Source organism: Spirosoma pulveris (assembly GCF_054781875.1).
This window is the reverse complement of the sequence record NZ_BAAGTO010000001.1, coordinates 472,932-490,460: the sequence shown is the minus strand read 5'-3', so window position 1 is coordinate 490,460 and position 17,529 is coordinate 472,932. Positions and strand designations below refer to the sequence as shown.

Sequence of the window (17,529 nt, the reverse complement as noted above, 5' to 3'; positions counted from 1 at the left end):
ACTATTTTATCGTTTAACCACTCTACCACTTCACCATTTCACCACTTTACAAATCAAACTTGCAACGGACGAGTATTTTCGATAGATTCCCGAACTTTTTGAGCCACAGTACGTTTTCCAAACGAAGTAAAATAGCACACTAAACACAATTTATGGCATTACCCCAGCGGAGACCACCCCGTCGTGTGGTTGAAGAACCCTACAAAGTTAATGAGCGCATTCTGGCTCGCGAAGTGCGGGTAGTCGGCGAAAATGTAGAGCAGGGAATCTACGAGACCAATAAAGCGCAGGCTATGGCCAAAGCGCAAAACCTAGACCTTGTGGAGGTGTCACCCAATGCGGTGCCACCCGTCTGCCGTATCGTTGACTATTCCAAGTTCAAATACGAGCAGAAGAAGAAGCAGAAAGAAATTAAGGCAAATGCCACCAAAGTCGTTATTAAAGAAATACGATTCGGCCCCAATACCGATGACCACGACTTTGAATTCAAACTGAAGCACGCCATTAACTTCCTGAAAGAAGGAGCGAAGGTAAAAGCCTACGTACAGTTTGTTGGCCGGGCCATTGTCTTTAAAGATCGGGGTTTCCAACTCCTGGAGCGGTTCTCCAAAGGGTTGGAAGAATACGGCAAAATTGAAGCCGAACCCAAGCTTGAAGGCAAGCGGATGAGCATGTTCCTGTCGCCTAAAGTAGCGACCCCTAAAAAATAATCGATCCAGATTTTTTGCATGAGATGACTTACACTCGGCTCAAATCTATTTGTTGATTGTTAATAGTTACGACAAATTCCCTTTAGGAAGCAAACTAACAGTGCTTCCTAAAGGGAATTTGTCGTATTGTTGGATAGACTTTACAAAACTTACCTCCATTCACACAGTCTGCTGATTTTTTCGTATCTTTGCGGCCTGTTTACTTAAATTTCCGTACAAAGCGGGTTACTGCAATGCCAAAAGTAAAAACAAACTCGGCTGCCAAAAAGCGTTTCAAGCTGACCGGCACCGGAAAGATCAAGCGGAAGCACGCCTTCCACAGTCATATCCTGACGAAAAAGACGACTAAGCAGAAGCGTAATTTAGTACACGCGGCTTTAGTTGATGGTCCAGACGAGCGTCGTATCAAAGCGTTGCTGAACGTCTAGGATTAAGAAAGACGCGGTTGCGTCTGGTTCACGTTTCACCCGATGCCCGGCTTTGAAGTGAATGAAAAATGAAAAATCCTGAATGAAGAGGAATAATTTTTTACTGTTCATTCCACATTTTTTATTTCTGATTCCGCCGATCATCAAAAAACATTTAACAAAAAATGCCACGTTCCGTCAATCACGTAGCCTCACGGGCACGCAGGAAGAAAGTAATGAAGCTGGCCAAAGGTTATTTTGGTCGGCGTAAAAATGTTTGGACAGTTGCTAAGAACGCTGTCGAAAAAGGTCTTGGTTATTCTTACCGCGACCGTCGTGCCAAGAAACGCGATTTCCGGTCACTCTGGATTCAGCGTATCAATGCCGGCGCACGTATTCATGGTATGTCGTATTCGGCATTCATGGGTGCCCTAAGCAAGTCGGGTATCGAACTTAACCGAAAAGTACTGGCCGATCTGGCCATGAATCACCCGGAAGCATTTGCTGCCGTTGTTGCACAGGTGAAGTAAACAGAGATAAGTAATAGGAGTGGGGAGTGAGTAATAGGAGTCTTTAACTTCTTTTACTCACTTCCCACTTTTACTATCAGGTTTGTACAATTTTTGTTTTAATTCCACTCCGATCTCCACCTGCCTGAAGGCCTATCAGATACACATCTATTTCTGTTTCGCCTACCCAAAATACCTGCCGGACAGTTAAGGTGCTTTCCAGTACTTGCTTCAGATTCTGAAATCTGGTGGTCCGCTCTTTCTCCTCTTCTTCATACCAGTCCTGATCGGTTATGACTGGTTCCCAGAAGTCAGCCTCTTTCATCTCCTCAACATATACGGAAGGGGGCAGCGTCAGCCAATCTTTGATCTGAGAGACGGTAAGCGGATCTGGCTGTTTAAGGTAACAGGTGACCACAGCTATAGCCTCATCCGATTCGCTCGGATACAGTAAATCAGTGACTAGTGGACTCACCAATTCATTAAAAAGTACATTTCTAGAAACATCATCGCTACTTTTCGGGTTTTCGTTCGTCATAGGAGGAGTGAGATTCAAGACTAAAATTAACCGTTTATGGTTGATGTATACTGTTGAGTCTATATTTTTTGATGGGATATTCTCACCACCTAATCCTGTTTACTTTTTTCTAAATCAAAGAAATCATGTTAGAGACCTTAATGAATTTGGTTCAGCAGCAGTCGGGCCAGGCCGTTATCAATAACCCGGCTATACCTAACAGTCAAAATGATAGCGTAATGCAAACGGTTGCCGGCAGCATTATGAGCGGTCTTGGTCAGCAGGCTCAGGGGGGGGGATTAGGAGGTCTCCTGGGTATGTTCACCAATGGTGGCGGAAACCTCCAGCAAAGCCCCGTAACCCAGGGTGTTCAGCAGCATGTTGAGCAGAACTTGATGGAAAAATTAGGAATTTCGCCACAGGTAGCCATGTCGGTGGCCAGCGCAGTTGTCCCAATGGTATTGAGTAAACTGGCGAACAAAGCCGCTGATCCGAACGATTCCAGTGTTGATACAAACTCAATCTTGGGCGCAGCTACAGGCAAGCAGGGAATTGACTGGATGGGCATGGCCGGATCGGCAATGGCTGATGGTAAACTGGATATGAGTGATCTTATGCGGGTTGCTCAGGGAGGTAACAGTGGTGGCGGAGGACTCGGTGGAATGCTGGGTGGTCTGTTTGGAGGTAAATAAACAGTATCTGCTATCAAATTGGCTGGATAAAGAGCTTACCACTGTTTAGGTATAGAATTCGTCTTATACTTTTATGGGTAAGCAATTGACTAAGGTAGGCCCAGCAGGCCTGCCTTTTTTTTTCGATCCATTATCAACCTGTATTTGTTTTGTTGGATGGTAAATGATTTGGTTCGAACGCCTGCTAGTCGAAGACCAGTTCGAGGAGGGTGCTTAAAACGGCTAACACAATAAACAGAATAGCCAGCGTCGTATGCCCCAGCCGATACAACAGGAAGGAGGTAATTCCGAAGAGGGTAAAGCTGAAGAGTAATCTATAGGGTAGGTCTAATCGGTAACTGGATTTAGGAGCGGCTAAAATACCCCATAATATGGCAGCCAGAATGGGTAGTCCTAAGCCGGGCAACCACTTCGCCACAGTTGATTTAACGCCGTGAAATCCCCACATGCTTAACGTGATAAGCATGGCTATCTCGAGCAGAAAGGCGATCAGTTGATGGAGAGCTTTAACAAGCTGCATACATAATCAAGGTGAAAATGTGTTGTGAAAAACGGAGCTTCGGGGCATCTCGACAAACGAGGGCTCAGGCGATTAGCAGGCATAAAAGACTGCCATAAATTTAAATGAATATGCCTATATCCCGTCAAGATGGCCCAGTTAATTGTATTATTCTGCCAATCTGACAGCAAATCGAACATTTTTCCGGGCTGGCATTTGTATTGATAGATAGGTTGTGTCTGTCAGTTTACAACCACAGCATTTTACAGAAACTAAATCCAGTCATGGGAAAAATTATTGGTATTGACTTAGGCACCACGAACTCGTGCGTGGCCGTGATGGAAGGCAACGAGCCGGTCGTAATCCCTAACTCCGAAGGAGCCCGGACCACACCCTCGGTAGTCGCGTTTATGGACAACGGCAACGGCGAACGCAAAGTAGGCGCTCCCGCCAAACGCCAGGCCATCACCAACCCCAAAAATACGATCTCGTCGATTAAGCGTTTCATGGGTAAGCGCTACGGCGAAGTAACAAACGAAATTAAAAACGTCGCATACGACGTTGAGAACGGCCCGAATAATACGCCCCGCGTCCGTATCGGTGATCGTCAATATACGCCACAGGAGCTTTCGGCCCTGATTCTGCAGAAAATGAAGCAGACAGCGGAGGATTACCTTGGCCAGACCGTAACGGAAGCCGTTATCACGGTCCCTGCTTACTTTAACGATGCCGAACGTCAGGCGACTAAAGAAGCTGGTGCTATTGCCGGTCTGGACGTAAAACGGATTATCAACGAGCCAACAGCCGCAGCGCTTGCCTACGGTCTGGATAAAACGAATCATGATCAGAAAATTGCCGTATTCGACCTTGGTGGCGGTACATTCGATATTTCGATTCTGGAGTTAGGTGATGGCGTATTCGAAGTTAAATCGACCGATGGAGATACGCACCTGGGTGGTGACGACTTCGACCAGGTAATCATCGACTGGCTTGCCGACGAATTCAAGAAGGACGAAGCGATCGATCTTCGCCAGGACCCAATGGCCCTGCAACGTCTTAAAGAAGCCGCCGAAAAAGCGAAAGTTGAATTGTCGAGCTCGAACTCGACCGAAATTAATCTGCCGTACATTATGCCGGTGAATGGTATCCCCAAACACCTGGTTCGGACGCTGAGCCGCGCGAAATTTGAGCAATTAGCCGATTCGCTGATTCAGCGTAGTCTGGAGCCCTGCCGTCGTGCGTTGAAAAATGCGAGCTTGTCGGCCAGCCAGATTGACGAAGTGATTCTGGTAGGGGGGTCGACCCGGATTCCTAAAGTTCAGGAAGAAGTTGAAAAATTGTTCGGCCGGAAGCCATCCAAAGCTGTTAACCCCGACGAAGCCGTAGCCATTGGTGCTGCCATTCAGGGCGGTGTGTTAACGGGTGAAGTGAAAGATGTTCTGCTACTCGACGTTATCCCGCTTTCGCTGGGTATCGAAACGATGGGTGGTGTATTCACGAAAATGGTGGATGCCAACACAACAATTCCGAGCAAGAAAGTTGAAGTATACTCGACGGCATCGGACAATCAGCCAAGTGTAGAAATCAACATTCTGCAGGGTGAGCGTCCAATGGCCGCTCAGAACCGTCAACTCGGCCGGTTTATTCTGTCGGATATTCCACCAGCACCCCGCGGTGTTCCACAAATCGAAGTAACTTTCGACGTTGACGCCAACGGTATTCTGCACGTAACGGCAAAAGATAAAGGCACCGGTAAAGAGCAGAAAATCCGGATCGAAGCGTCGAGCGGTTTGACCGAAGCGGAAATCAACCGGATGCGCGAAGAGGCCAAAGCCAACGAAGCCGCCGACAAAGCGGAGCGTGAAGCTGTTGAGAAAGTCAACGCGGCTGACTCGATGATTTTCCAGACCGAAAAGCAGTTGAAAGAATACGGCGACAAACTGTCGGAAGGTAACAAGTCGGCTATTGAAGCGGCTCTTGCTGAACTCCGCACCGCACATGGTGCCCGTGACGCAGCGGCTATCGATAAAGCCCTGGAAGGATTGAACGCAGCCTGGACTACGGCTTCTACCGAAATGTACAGCGCCACTAATGGCGAAGGGGCTAATCCAATGGATGGTGCCGGTTTCGGTGGTGATGGTAGCAACGGCTCAGCCAACGGCCAGGGCCAACCCGCCGGGGACAATGTTTCGGACGTGCCTTACGAAGAAGTGAAGTAATCTGAACCGAGGTTTTAATTAATGTAAATTCTAAAAGCCCTTTCCGGCAACGGGGAGGGCTTTTTGTATTCGGTTAATGGGTGAGATTAATACATGGTGAGCGAACAGCCAATAGATGACCCTATGCGCTACAAAGCGGTTTGCAGTTAATCGGTTATTGGCTTTTCAGGCAATAGATGCCATCTCTTAAAACAAGCCTTCGCTTAAATTGATCTGATGTCAAGTTAAAGTTCAGTATATAAGTACTTTTGCCCAGGGAACAAAAGGAGTCATAACGGCTTCCATCAATTGTTGCTGACCTAAGCAAACTAAAGTTAAATTCTAATAATGTTTCTAGAGAAGATTAAATCTGCTTCATCAGGCGTTTTGCTTTATGGGATTACACCACCAAAAGCTAATACTCAACCTGAACGAGTTGCTGAAATTGCCAAAAAAACCGTTGAACGAATCACTGACCTGGATATTGATGCCCTTGTAGTCTATGATGTACAGGATGAGTTAGCGCGCACTACAGAAGAAAGGCCCTTTCCCTTTATCACAGCGCTTGATCCGCTTGTTTTTGCTTCCGGCTATCTGGATGCCTTAACGGTCCCCAAAATAATCTATCGACCCGCCGGTAAATTTTCTGTTCAGGAGTTGGTTGTTTGGCTGGAGAAACTTCATGATCACAACTTCTATCCTGTTTTTGTTGGCGTGCCAGCCCCTGATTTTCCGGTTAAAACCAGTCTCCAGGAAGCCTATAAGATTTGGAGCAAGCACCGGGACACGTCCGTAATTGGTGCAGTAACGATTCCTGAAAGACATAATCTCCTAAATGATGAGGATGTCAGAATATTGGATAAGGTTAGATGCGGGGTATCATACTTCATTTCTCAATGTGTGTTCAATCTTAACTATGCCAAACAACTTATCGATGACCTATACCTTTGTTGCAACCGGCATCAGATTTCTCCTCCAACAATCATTTTTACCATTACAGCCTGTGGTTCAGTAAAAACGCTTCATTTTATGGAATGGCTGGGAATTCACGTGCCGGATGAATTGAAAGAGGAGTTGAAAACATCGGAAGATATTCTCGAAAAATCGGTAGAGTTGTGCTTTGAGATTGCAGCAGCGCTTACCACTCATTGTGTTGAACGTTTGATTCCGTTTGGCTTTAATGTTGAGAGTGTTGCCATTCGGAAAGCCGAGATTGAAGCTTCCATCGATCTCACAAATAGAATCAGTCAGATGTTGAGGGATAAAGGCTTAAGGTAGTCGTCAATAGAAAGTGAATAAACATTTACAAATTAATTGTTTTTGCTGTCAGGTTGCGCTAAACCAGGACGCCCTTACCAAATTGGTAAGGGCGTCCTGGTTTAGCGCACTTTATTTACTGCTTTCCTATGCCTTATGCGCTGTTTCCAGAGTCCGAATCTCTGACAATGTAAGCCCTGCCACTTCGCCTATAACGATGATGGCCGGGTTACCAACGCCCGATTCGTTCACTTTTTCGATAATATCCTGAACACGCCCAACAACCATTTGCTGGTCGGGGAGGGTGCCGTTCTGAATAATGGCGACAGGGGTATCGCTTTTGCCATATTGTGCAAAAACCCCCATGATGTCAGCCAGTTTATGCATGCCCATTAAAATGACGACGGTAGCAGTCGACTGGGCTGCCAGGCTCAGGTCGTTGGAAAGCTGACCCGCCTTCGTCGTGCCCGTTACCACCCAAAAGCTTTCAGATATACCCCGCGTAGTTAGCGGAATATTAGCTGCTGCCGGTACCGAATAGCTGCTCGACAAGCCTGGTATTACCTGTGTCTCGATGCCGTGCTGACGGGCAAACTCAATTTCTTCAAACCCACGGCCAAATACGAAGGAGTCGCCACCTTTTAACCGCACCACATGCCCGTATTGTTGAGCATAATGGACGATGAGGGGATTAATGTCCTCCTGCATGCACGAGTAAGCACCCCGCCGTTTCCCCACATACACTTTCAGCGTGTCGGGGCGGCAGTACTCCAATAAGTCGGGGTGAACCAGGGCATCGTACATGACCACATCGGCTTGTTGCAATGCCTTAATTCCCTTTACCGTTATTAAGTCCGGATCGCCTGGTCCGGCTCCGACGAGAGTCAGTTTCATTTTACTATATGATGTAGGATGTATGGTATATGGCAGGTTATGCTACGTTTTTGGCATACACCCTATAGCATATATCATACACACAATTAACTATCCTGTGCTTGAGTCAATTCCTGCAACTCGGGTGCGCCTTCCTGCTCAATTTGCTGATTGCGGTAGACTTGAACGGCTTGCAAAAATGTTTCTGCCTTAGCGATGAACTGACGGGCAAATTCTTCGGAAGGCTCCTGCTTATTGATACTGAATACCAGTGCTTTAAAGTCGCCTTCTGATTCATGGAAGCTAATTCCATTGCCCTGCGACGATCCAGCCGCAAACGTTTTGTCGAAATCGCTGACAATGCCGTGCTGCGTATTGGTTGGAATATCGCGGCTCATGAGCGCGGCCCGTGCGCCAGTGATAAACACATTATACGCATGGTACAACGCATCGGCCCAGCGGCTTTCACCAAGGGCTTCCTGCGCCCAGCCCAGCTTTTCGCTGGCTTCGGTGAGCGTAGTAGCCACGAGATCGATGAGTACACTGGCGCACTCGCCAATACCCACTTCTGTCACGTACTGTTCCGTATGGTCCCAATCGATGTAGTCACTGTCAACCAGTGTTTTCAAGTCCGCGATGGGTTTGAGCAACTGGTAGAAGTAATTCTTTCCCTGCCGGGCGTAGTAATCGCTGTAGTATTCACCATCGAAAGCGTTGGCTTCAAAATCGCGCAGGAGCGAGCGGAGGGATTCCGGACCGCGTTTTGCCGGGATTTTAATGACTTTGTCGGCAATTAATCCTTCACCTCTACCGTTGAAACCACCACCCAGCAATACTTGCAGGGCAGGCAGTACATAGGCACCGTTTTTTAACGAAGAACCGTGATAGCCAATATTCGCAACGGAGTGTTGGCCGCAGCCGTTCATACAGCCCGATATCTTGATCTTGATATCATCGTTGAAAACAAGGTCCGGGAATTCATCGTGCATCATCCGTTCCAGTGCCCGGGTAATTCCGTAGCTGCTGGAAATAGCCAGATTACAGGTATCGGTACCGGGGCAGGTGGTAATGTCGGCCGTCGTATCAAAACCCGGTTCTGCCAGACCTAGGGCATCAAGCGCATCAAATACAGCGGGTAGGTCTTCCGGACGGATAAACCGTAGCAGATACCCCTGATTGACCGTTACCCGAATGTCATCGGCGGCAAACTGCTTCACGATCTGCGCCAGTGCTCTGGCAGTGTCGGAATGCATATCGCCGAGCAGCACCCGTAGCTGAACGGCATACCAACCGGCCTGTTTCTGCTCAAAAACGTTTGTTTTGAACCAGGTATTCAGCTTTTGATTCTCGGTTTCGAATGTATAGCCGCTCACTTCCGGGCGATCGGCGTACTGTTCAGACACAGACGGTGTACTGTCAACCGAGAACAGTTTGTTTTTCAAGGCAGGCGTTTCCTCCTCTATCCGGCGTAACAACTCCTCCAGACCGATGTCATTGAGGAGGTATTTCATGCGGGCTTTGTGGCGCTTCTGGCGTTCGCCATAGCGATCAAATACACGAATTACGCCTTCAATAAATGGAATAATGCGGTCCTCTTCCAGAAATTCGAAGGCCGTTTGCGCGGAGAAAGGCTGTGCGCCAAGGCCACCACCCAGCATAACCTTAAAGCCCCGCTTGCCATCCTGAATCCGTGCTACCAACCCCACATCATGCATGTAGCCGTAAGCTGAATCTTTTTCACTCGATGAAAGTGAAATCTTGAACTTACGACCCATATCCTGGCAGATTGGGTTACGCAGGAAATAATCGAATACTTTATAAGCGTAGGGCGTAATATCGAATGGCTCCAGCGGGTCAATCCCGGCGCGGGCCGATCCTGTCACATTACGGACGGTATTGCCACAAGCTTCTTTCAGGGTAATACCGGCATCTTCCAGCTCGGCCCACAACTGAGGAGAATCGGCCAGTTTTACGAAGTGCAACTGAATATCCTGCCGGGTGGTGGCATGGAGATTCCCCGTTGCATATTTATCCGACAAGTCGGCAATGCGAACAAGTTGATCGGATGTGATCCGTCCATGAGGCAATTTGATACGGATCATCTGCACACCGGGCTGTCGCTGACCATATACACCGCGCGTTAGGCGGAACTTACGGAAAGCTTCATCGGCTATATCGCCCGAGCGGAACGAACTGATTTTTTGCTCAAGATCCAGAATGTCGCGTCTGGCTGCCGGGCTAACGTTATCGGTCAATAGGATAGACATAGGAAAAGTATATAGTCTATAGATTTAATCAACTAATCTATTAAAACGAAACGCCGGCAAACTCCGGCGTTGACTTCTTTGCAAGTATAATTGATTAAACCCCTTTTTTAGTTCATGTGTTGCCCAACTTGTAGTTATGGACGATAAACTACGGTTATGGTAGAGAACCACTTACAGGGATTCCATAGGGTAACATGTGTAATTCATTCGTGGTTTCAAACAAGCAAAGTTCATGAAAGCAAAACATGAACAGATGGAGTCCTTAATGGCAGACATATAGTCAATTCAAGTTACCTACCAGCAAATGACTATACCGCGAATTATTTACGAGAGAGTGTTTTCATCAATGGTAAAGTAACCGCTTCCGATTTCAAATGGGAATACAAGTTTTAACATGAGTTTCAACTGATTGAGAGAAGATGAGCTTACGGATGAATTTGACTTTTTCCAGAAAAAAATGACTCATTCTGCTAATTTGCTATATATTTGCTAAATATGTATAGATAACCATACGGGTGAGATGGCAACGCTAAAATGTCCGAAATGTGATGCAGTGGATGCAGTCCGAAATGGTGTTGTAAACCAGCGTCAACGGTTTCGGTGTAAGAAATGCCGCTATAACTTTACGGTTGGGAAAGTTGGGAAAGGGATCAGCTCTTATTACGTTATCAAAGCCTTACAGCTTTATATTGAGGGCGTTAGCTTTCGCGAGATCGAACGGTTACTGGGTATTAGTCATGTGTCGGTCATGAATTGGGTGAAGAAGTATCAAATCAAGATTCCAGAGAATAACACCTATCATCCAACCTATAAAATACTTAACCACAGAGAGTTGGTAGAATTTTATTCGGATCGAAAAAATACAGAGGGAGCCGGTATGATCGTAACAGAATTGGGTGATAAATTCATGCTTATCAAATGGGAGCGGTTCAAGGAATGAATACCTACTTGGCAGTAAAAAGATAGTCAAAAGTGTAGGGAAGGCAATTTCAGGAAAATGTCTGGTAACGAAAACCAGAGCTAAATAAAGCTATCTATAGCAATTGACCGTATCTATGCCAATCAGTTGACAGTTAGCTGGCTTTGTGGGTGTTTTGAATCGTCAAACGACTTCTCAAAACCCTGCCTACGATTCATGAAACTGTCTCATTCGCTTACGCTTACGAGTATCGGACTGCTCCTGGGAGAAGTTGCCTGGTCGCAGTCGACAGCTCCCCAGGTGTTGACACTGACTACCCCTGTAACCACGCTGAATTCGATACCACCATCCAATGCCGGACAGGCTGTCGGTACAAACAAACCTGCCGAAACGTCGGCCATCAACCTGAAATTTACCGGCTTTGTACGAAACGATTTTTCGTTAGATACCCGCCAGACAATTAACCTGCGTGAAGCTTCGGTGGATTTGTACCCACGGGATAAACAGCTTGATATAAATGGTCAGGATGTCAATGCGGTTGCAAATTTCAATATGCTAGCCATTAATAGTCGGCTTGGCGCCGTATTTACCGGTCCTGATGCCTTTGGTGCTAAAACGTCGGGATTGCTGGAAATGGAATGGTTTGGGCCGTCGGATGCCGCCGTGGGCGGGGTTCGGTTACGGCACGCCTGGGCCAAACTTGATTGGGCAAAGCGGCAACTGGGGTTTGGGCAGTTTTGGCATCCTCTGTTTGTGCCTGAGGTATTTCCGGGTGTGGTAAACTTCAACACCGGCATTCCATTTCAGCCGTTTAATCGAAGCCCGCAAATTCGGCTTACCGAACACTTGGGAAAACATGTCAGCCTTATAGTGGCCGTGATCGCGCAACGCGATTTCACCAGTATTGGTATAAACGGAGGATCGTCCGAATACATTCGGAATTCGGCGGTTCCTAATCTGCATGCGCAACTGCAACTGAAGCAGGATAGGGTAGTGGCTGGTCTGGCTTTCGATTATAAAGTTATTCGGCCCCGACTTTCGACGGGTAGCGGAACTTCTTTAGTAGTGAGTAAGGCCACGGTGGGTAGTTCGGCCATTATGGCGTATTTGAAGGTAGTTGGCCGAACCACTACGTTGAAGGTTGAAGCCCTCAAAGGCTCGAACATGACCGATCATGTAATGCTGGGCGGCTTTCTAGCCTATGGTACGGCAGCAACAGGTACAACGCCCGCCCTGGAAACGGTCTATAAGCCAACGGGTATTACATCGGTATGGGCTGAATTGACGGGCAATGGTAAAACTGTAATACCGGCCATATTTGTCGGCTATTCAAAAAATACGGGTAATGATTCCAATGCGGTTGCTGCTTACGGACGTGGTATCGGCATTGGCGGACGGGGCGGTATCGATAATTTGTTTCGGGTAGCACCCCGACTGGAAGTTGTTTCGGGCCGGTTTCGCGTTGGAACCGAGCTGGAACTAACAACGGCTGGCTATGGCACCTCATCGACGGATGCTAAAGTGACCGGGGCGGATCAGATTACGAACACACGTTTGCTGATCACAACAGTATATTCTTTCTAAAAACTCTATTTAGTACGTGAATTCCAAACCCTCAATACCTCAATAAAAATGATTGTAGAACAAACCCCCAAATCCGTAGCCGGTACCAAAACGTTACTAAGCGTAATTGGTGCCTCTTCGCTGGGAACCCTCATTGAATGGTACGATTTTTACATCTTTGGTAGTCTGGCGGCTATTCTATCGACCCAATTTTTTCCAAAAGATAACCCAACGGCTGCCTTGCTATCCACGCTGGCAACATTTGCCGCCGGTTTCATTGTGCGTCCGTTTGGAGCCTTAGTGTTTGGTCGGCTAGGCGATCTCGTTGGCCGAAAATATACGTTTCTGGTGACGCTGGTGCTGATGGGCGGATCAACTTTTTTTATCGGCTTGATTCCGGGTTACGAGACCATCGGTTTCTGGGCTCCGTTACTCGTCTTATTACTGCGCCTGATTCAGGGGCTGGCCCTGGGAGGTGAATACGGTGGAGCGGCTACTTATGTAGCAGAATATGCTCCCGAAGGCCGTCGCGGTTATTACACCAGCTTTATTCAGACAACGGCAACCTTAGGATTGTTCGTGTCGCTGGGCGTGATTGTGGCCACCCGGCAGTTGGTTGGCGTCGAAGATTTTGCCAAATGGGGCTGGCGGGTACCCTTTGTCTTATCTGCTTTGCTGGTAGGCGTTTCTATTTACATCCGCCTGAAGATGTCGGAGTCGCCGGTATTTACCAAGCTGAAATCAGAAGGGAAAACGTCTAAAAATCCACTGGCTGAAAGCTTTGGCAAGCGTGAAAATTTGAAAATGGTATTACTGGCTTTGTTCGGTGCTACCATGGGACAGGGCGTTATCTGGTACACCGGACAGTTTTACGCACTGTCATTTATACAAAAAGCCTGTAATGTCGAGTTTGTTCAGTCCAATATTATCGTGGCGGTGGCTCTGCTGATTGCCACACCATTCTTCGTCATATTTGGGGGTTTGTCAGACAAAATTGGTCGTAAAGGAATCATGCTGGCCGGTATGGCCCTGGGCATTCTGACGTATCGGCCCATCTACGAGAAAATGTACAGCCTGACGGATCTGAAGACGAAACAGGAGCTGACTGAACAGACGAAGGTAGACGTTATAAAAGCGTTGGTAGCGAACACTGCCGATTCGCTGATCACCACAACGACAACCAAAGCCTATGCCGATGGTACCGCTTATAAAGAAGTGTCGAAGCAGACTGTTCCGGCTAATGCATCGGTAGAAAAGCCAAAGCCCGAGGTAGTCAAATCGGTGACGATGTCGACGGGCGATCTAATGGTGATGATTTTCCTCGTATTACTTCAGGTATTGTATGTAACGATGGTATACGGGCCAATAGCTGCCTTTTTGGTTGAGCTGTTCCCGACTCGTATTCGCTACACCTCGATGTCGTTGCCCTACCATATTGGTAACGGTGTTTTTGGTGGGCTGGTCCCATTTATTGCAACGGCACTGGTGGCAACGGCTACGAAGGCGAATGAAACTGCGGCAGCGGCTGGTGCGGCTCCCGTTGTTCCCAAAGCTTATCTGGAAGGACTCTGGTACCCGATCATTGTGGCGAGTGTGTCCTTTGTGATTGGCTTGCTTTACCTGAGTAACAGCGCCAAAGCCGTCGAGCGCGACTAACAACGGAACCTGATCAGCCAACGCTAAAAATAAGCAAAAGGCCAGGCAGCCTCAATTGCCTCTGCCTGAAGTTAAACAATTCTCACTTGAACAGAGGCTGGCAACTGCGGGCTTCTTCCCGAACTATAAGACACATGAAATCAATCAAGAAATACATGGGGGTTGTCTGGATTCTATTGGGTCTGCTCGTAGCCTACGACCGAATCCTGGACAGTTTAGTCAAAATAGCCAGCGAAAAACTGGAAGATAATGTATTCGGCTGGGTGGTATTACTGGTATTGGTACCCATTGTGGTCGGTGGTTTGATCACCTTTGGCCGGTACGCACTCGCCGGCGATTACGACGAAGAATAAATAGGTAAGGGCAGCGGGGTTGGGGCAATGGGTATAGGCAGGGGCGCGGGTATGGAGGTGGTAAAATCTCGATAGCAAACTCTTCCTTAACTCCAAGCCCCTTGCCCTCTGCCCACGCCCAATGCCCCAACCCTTCTGCCCACCATAAGACCATGAAAGAAAGTCGACTTTTGTTAATCAGCGTTTTGTTCCTGCTGCTGCTGAATAGTCCGATTCTCGCCATCGCGAACCGACCTGAGCGAGTATTGGGTATCCCGGTTCTTTACTTATACGTGTTTACTGTTTGGGCCAGCTTAATTGGGGGTATCGGGTGGTTAATCCACCGGGCTCACTCTGACGAATCGACTACGCCCAATGAATAGTGTTACGCTGGTCGTTTGCTCTTTGTTGTACCTGTGTTTGTTGTTTGGGGTAGCCTACTGGGCTGAACATCGACCACAAACGGGCCGGAGTCTGGTCAACAATCCTTACCTGTATGCCCTGTCGATCTCCGTATATTGTACTGCCTGGACATTTTACGGGAGTGTTGGGCGGGCTGCTTCCGATGGTATTGAGTACCTGACGGCTTACATCGGCCCAACCATTGGCGCCCCCCTGTGGTGGACGATTCAGCGGAAGATTATTCGAATCTGCAAAACGCAGCGAATTACCAGCATTGCCGATTTTATTTCGTCGCGCTACGGAAAAAGCCGACTCCTTGGCGTAATGGCAACGGTACTTTGTGTGCTTGGAGCCATTCCGTACATATCCATTCAGCTCAAGGCCGTGACGAACAGTTTTGCCGTGATGTCCGGGAAGTCGGTACCGGGAACGTCGGCTTCTTTCTTAAGCAGCCAGGCACTGGTAATTAGTCTGGTGCTGGCATTATTCACCATTTTGTTTGGGACGCGAAAACTGGAGGCTACCGAGCGGCACGAAGGGTTGGTGACAGCTATTGCGTTTGAATCGGTAATTAAACTCGTCGCCTTTTTATCCATTGGGGTGTTTGTCACGTTTGTACTGTTCAACGGACCCGTCGACCTGTTCGAACGAGCGGCTGCTGTGCCCTCGCTGGCGCGGCTGTTTACCTTCAGTTCAACGGCCTCAACGACCAACTGGTTTTGGTACTCCTGTTTATCCATGATGGCCGTACTATTTTTGCCCCGGCAGTTTCAGGTTGGCGTTGTTGAAAATGTGGATGAAAAGCACCTGAACAAAGCCATGTGGCTCTTCCCGTTGTACCTGTTTTTAATAAACCTGTTTGTGCTGCCGCTGATGTTTGCCGGTAAACTGATGCTTGGTCCGGCAATCGATGCCGATAACTATGTGTTATCTCTACCGCTGCAGTTTGGGCAAACGAATCTGGCGCTACTGGCCTATATCGGAGGTTTTTCGGCGGCAACGAGTATGATTATCGTGGAGACGATTGCCCTTAGCGTTATGATCAGTAACAACGTGGTCATGCCGCTTCTGGTGAGTCGGCCCGGCTGGCTGGAACGATTTGATCCAGCGTCCGGCACACCTTCGCGAAGTGGTTTGGTCATCAATATCCGCCGGGTAACCATTGTCAGTTTACTGTTGCTGGCCTATGTCTATTACCATTATGTGAGTAATCATTTTTCATTGGTATCGGTGGGGGTTGTTTCGTTCGTAGCGGTAGCCCAGTTTACGCCGGCAATGATTGGTGGGTTATTCTGGAAACGGGGTGGCCGTTATGGCGCTAAGATCGGGTTGCTCGCAGGAGCGCTGATTTGGGTATACACCCTGATATTACCCTCCCTGGTGACGGCCGGTCTACTGCCCGACTCCTTTGTGAACGAAGGCCCTCTGGGACTGAACTTCCTGAAACCCTATGCATTACTTGGCCTCACGGGGCTGGACCCAATCTCGCACGCGTTATTCTGGTCGATGTTTGTCAATATCGGCGCGTACGTTTGGGGTTCGCTTAACTGGTCGCAGCGTGTGCTTGATCAGTCGCAAGCCACACTCTTTGTCGACGTATTTCAATTTTCACGGACGACCGAGCAAACGACGCCCTGGAATGGACAGGCCCTAACCACCGATTTGCGGTCGTTGCTGACCACTTTCTTTGGGGAAGAAGCCACCCGGCGGGCGCTCGACCGGTATAGTCAGCGGAATCAGCTGGATTCGAAAAGTGCCTACGCCGACCCGCGAATGGTTGCTTATGCCGAAAAGTGGCTGGCAGGCGCTATCGGAACGGCATCGGCCCGTATCCTGGTGGCATCGGTAACGAACGAAGAACCGCTTTCCGTAGACGAGGTAATTCATATTCTGAAAGCCTCGCAGGAGTTAATGACGGTCAATAAGAAGTTGACGCGGAAATCGGCGGAACTTCAGCAGATGACGCTGCAACTCAGTCAGGCCAATGAGCGGCTCAAGCAATCGGATGAGCAGAAAGATGATTTTGTCTCGACCGTCACGCACGAAATAAGGACGCCCCTGACGTCGATCCGAGCGCTGTCTGAAATCCTTCATGATCAGGCGGATATGGACGAGTCCACGCGGCAGGAGTTTCTAAGCCGGGTTATTCGGGAAACGGAGCGACTTTCGCGACTCATCAATCAGGTCCTCGATCTGGAACGGTATGATTCAGGGCGCTATAATCTGGTTACCGAGCGAATTTCGATGGTAGATTTAATTGTGGAGGCTGTTGAGAATATGGCGCAATTAGCGCGCGATAAAGCGGTAACGCTGGAAATTTGCCCCTTACCAACGCAAGCCTATGTAGATGGTGACCGGGACCGACTGATGCAGGTACTGATCAATTTGCTTTCCAACGCTATTAAATTTTCACCCTCCGGTACGGGTCAGGTTTCGATTTGTTTAATGCTGAACGATGAGCAGATCGAGTTAACTGTCCGCGATAACGGTGTTGGTATTGAACCGGACGTGCAGCAACTGATTTTTGAGAAATTTTATCAGGCGAATAACCAGACGCTACGAAAACCCAAGGGAAGTGGTCTGGGGCTGGCTATCTCAAAAAAGATCATTGAATTACACAGGGGGCAAATTACCGTTAGCAGTGTGCCGGGACAAGGTGCGCAGTTTACCTGTTCGTTGCCTGCCAAATGCTAAAGGCTGGTTTTAATGGTAGCAGGCGCTTAGGTTA

Annotated in this window: 16 protein-coding genes; 12 read left to right on the top strand and 4 right to left on the bottom strand. The window is 48.2% G+C overall.

Features of this window, described 5'->3' with window-relative positions; genetic code table 11:
* Positions 1–152: 152 nt before the first annotated feature.
* The 3 genes from infC to rplT all read left to right on the top strand — a co-directional run bounded on the left by infC (position 153) and on the right by rplT (position 1,647).
* Positions 153–710, top strand: a complete 558-nt coding sequence (gene infC, locus ACYVJM_RS01955) for a translation initiation factor IF-3 (RefSeq protein ID WP_097125603.1) — start codon at positions 153–155, stop codon at positions 708–710.
* A gap of 233 nt (positions 711–943) precedes the next feature.
* On the top strand, positions 944–1,138 hold the full coding sequence (rpmI, locus tag ACYVJM_RS01950; RefSeq protein ID WP_012926783.1) for a 50S ribosomal protein L35: 195 nt from the start codon (positions 944–946) through the stop codon (positions 1,136–1,138).
* Positions 1,139–1,302: 164 nt separating this feature from the next.
* A complete protein-coding gene (rplT, locus tag ACYVJM_RS01945; RefSeq protein ID WP_461146522.1) occupies positions 1,303–1,647 on the top strand; it encodes a 50S ribosomal protein L20 in 345 nt (114 codons plus the stop codon).
* Positions 1,648–1,723: 76 nt separating this feature from the next.
* Here rplT and ACYVJM_RS01940 read toward each other — a convergent pair whose 3' ends face one another.
* Complete coding sequence (locus tag ACYVJM_RS01940) at positions 1,724–2,164, bottom strand: nuclease A inhibitor family protein (RefSeq protein WP_461146521.1); 441 nt, start codon at positions 2,162–2,164, stop codon at positions 1,724–1,726.
* A 125-nt stretch (positions 2,165–2,289) separates the two neighbouring features.
* Here ACYVJM_RS01940 and ACYVJM_RS01935 point away from each other — a divergent pair, with 125 nt between their 5' ends.
* Positions 2,290–2,835, top strand: coding sequence for a hypothetical protein (locus ACYVJM_RS01935; protein WP_461146520.1), 546 nt, complete (start codon positions 2,290–2,292; stop codon positions 2,833–2,835).
* A gap of 184 nt (positions 2,836–3,019) precedes the next feature.
* On the opposite strand, the gene ACYVJM_RS01930 is transcribed toward ACYVJM_RS01935, so the two are convergent.
* Entirely contained in the window at positions 3,020–3,355 is a 336-nt protein-coding gene (locus ACYVJM_RS01930; protein WP_461146519.1) for a YrdB family protein, read from the bottom strand.
* 263 nt (positions 3,356–3,618) lie between these two features.
* On the opposite strand from ACYVJM_RS01930, the gene dnaK reads away from it, so the two are divergent.
* The gene (gene dnaK, locus ACYVJM_RS01925) at positions 3,619–5,553 is read left to right on the top strand and encodes a molecular chaperone DnaK (RefSeq protein WP_461146518.1); all 1,935 of its coding nucleotides are present in this window, start codon (positions 3,619–3,621) and stop codon (positions 5,551–5,553) included.
* Between the two features lie 327 nt (positions 5,554–5,880).
* Positions 5,881–6,810: a methylenetetrahydrofolate reductase gene (locus ACYVJM_RS01920; RefSeq protein ID WP_461146517.1), complete on the top strand. Its 930-nt coding sequence runs from the start codon at positions 5,881–5,883 to the stop codon at positions 6,808–6,810.
* 126 nt (positions 6,811–6,936) lie between these two features.
* Here ACYVJM_RS01920 and cobA read toward each other — a convergent pair whose 3' ends face one another.
* Positions 6,937–7,683 (bottom strand): uroporphyrinogen-III C-methyltransferase, encoded by a 747-nt coding sequence (gene cobA, locus ACYVJM_RS01915; RefSeq protein WP_461146516.1) that lies wholly within the window; start codon positions 7,681–7,683, stop codon positions 6,937–6,939.
* Positions 7,684–7,769: 86 nt separating this feature from the next.
* Entirely contained in the window at positions 7,770–9,929 is a 2,160-nt protein-coding gene (locus tag ACYVJM_RS01910; RefSeq protein WP_461146515.1) for a nitrite reductase, read from the bottom strand.
* Between the two features lie 520 nt (positions 9,930–10,449).
* Here ACYVJM_RS01910 and ACYVJM_RS01905 point away from each other — a divergent pair.
* The 6 genes from ACYVJM_RS01905 (at position 10,450) to ACYVJM_RS01880 (ending at position 17,495) form a co-directional block, all read left to right on the top strand.
* On the top strand, positions 10,450–10,869 hold the full coding sequence (locus ACYVJM_RS01905; RefSeq protein ID WP_461146514.1) for a transposase: 420 nt from the start codon (positions 10,450–10,452) through the stop codon (positions 10,867–10,869).
* Between the two features lie 195 nt (positions 10,870–11,064).
* Positions 11,065–12,432: a hypothetical protein gene (locus tag ACYVJM_RS01900; protein WP_461146513.1), complete on the top strand. Its 1,368-nt coding sequence runs from the start codon at positions 11,065–11,067 to the stop codon at positions 12,430–12,432.
* Positions 12,433–12,480: 48 nt separating this feature from the next.
* Entirely contained in the window at positions 12,481–14,067 is a 1,587-nt protein-coding gene (locus tag ACYVJM_RS01895) for an MFS transporter (protein WP_461146512.1), read from the top strand.
* A gap of 134 nt (positions 14,068–14,201) precedes the next feature.
* Entirely contained in the window at positions 14,202–14,420 is a 219-nt protein-coding gene (locus ACYVJM_RS01890; protein WP_461146511.1) for a DUF6814 family protein, read from the top strand.
* Between the two features lie 152 nt (positions 14,421–14,572).
* Positions 14,573–14,782: a hypothetical protein gene (locus ACYVJM_RS01885; RefSeq protein WP_461146510.1), complete on the top strand. Its 210-nt coding sequence runs from the start codon at positions 14,573–14,575 to the stop codon at positions 14,780–14,782.
* The gene (locus tag ACYVJM_RS01880) at positions 14,775–17,495 is read left to right on the top strand and encodes an ATP-binding protein (RefSeq protein ID WP_461146509.1); all 2,721 of its coding nucleotides are present in this window, start codon (positions 14,775–14,777) and stop codon (positions 17,493–17,495) included. The genes ACYVJM_RS01885 and ACYVJM_RS01880 overlap by 8 nt, the downstream gene beginning before the upstream one ends.
* Positions 17,496–17,529 lie beyond the last annotated feature (34 nt).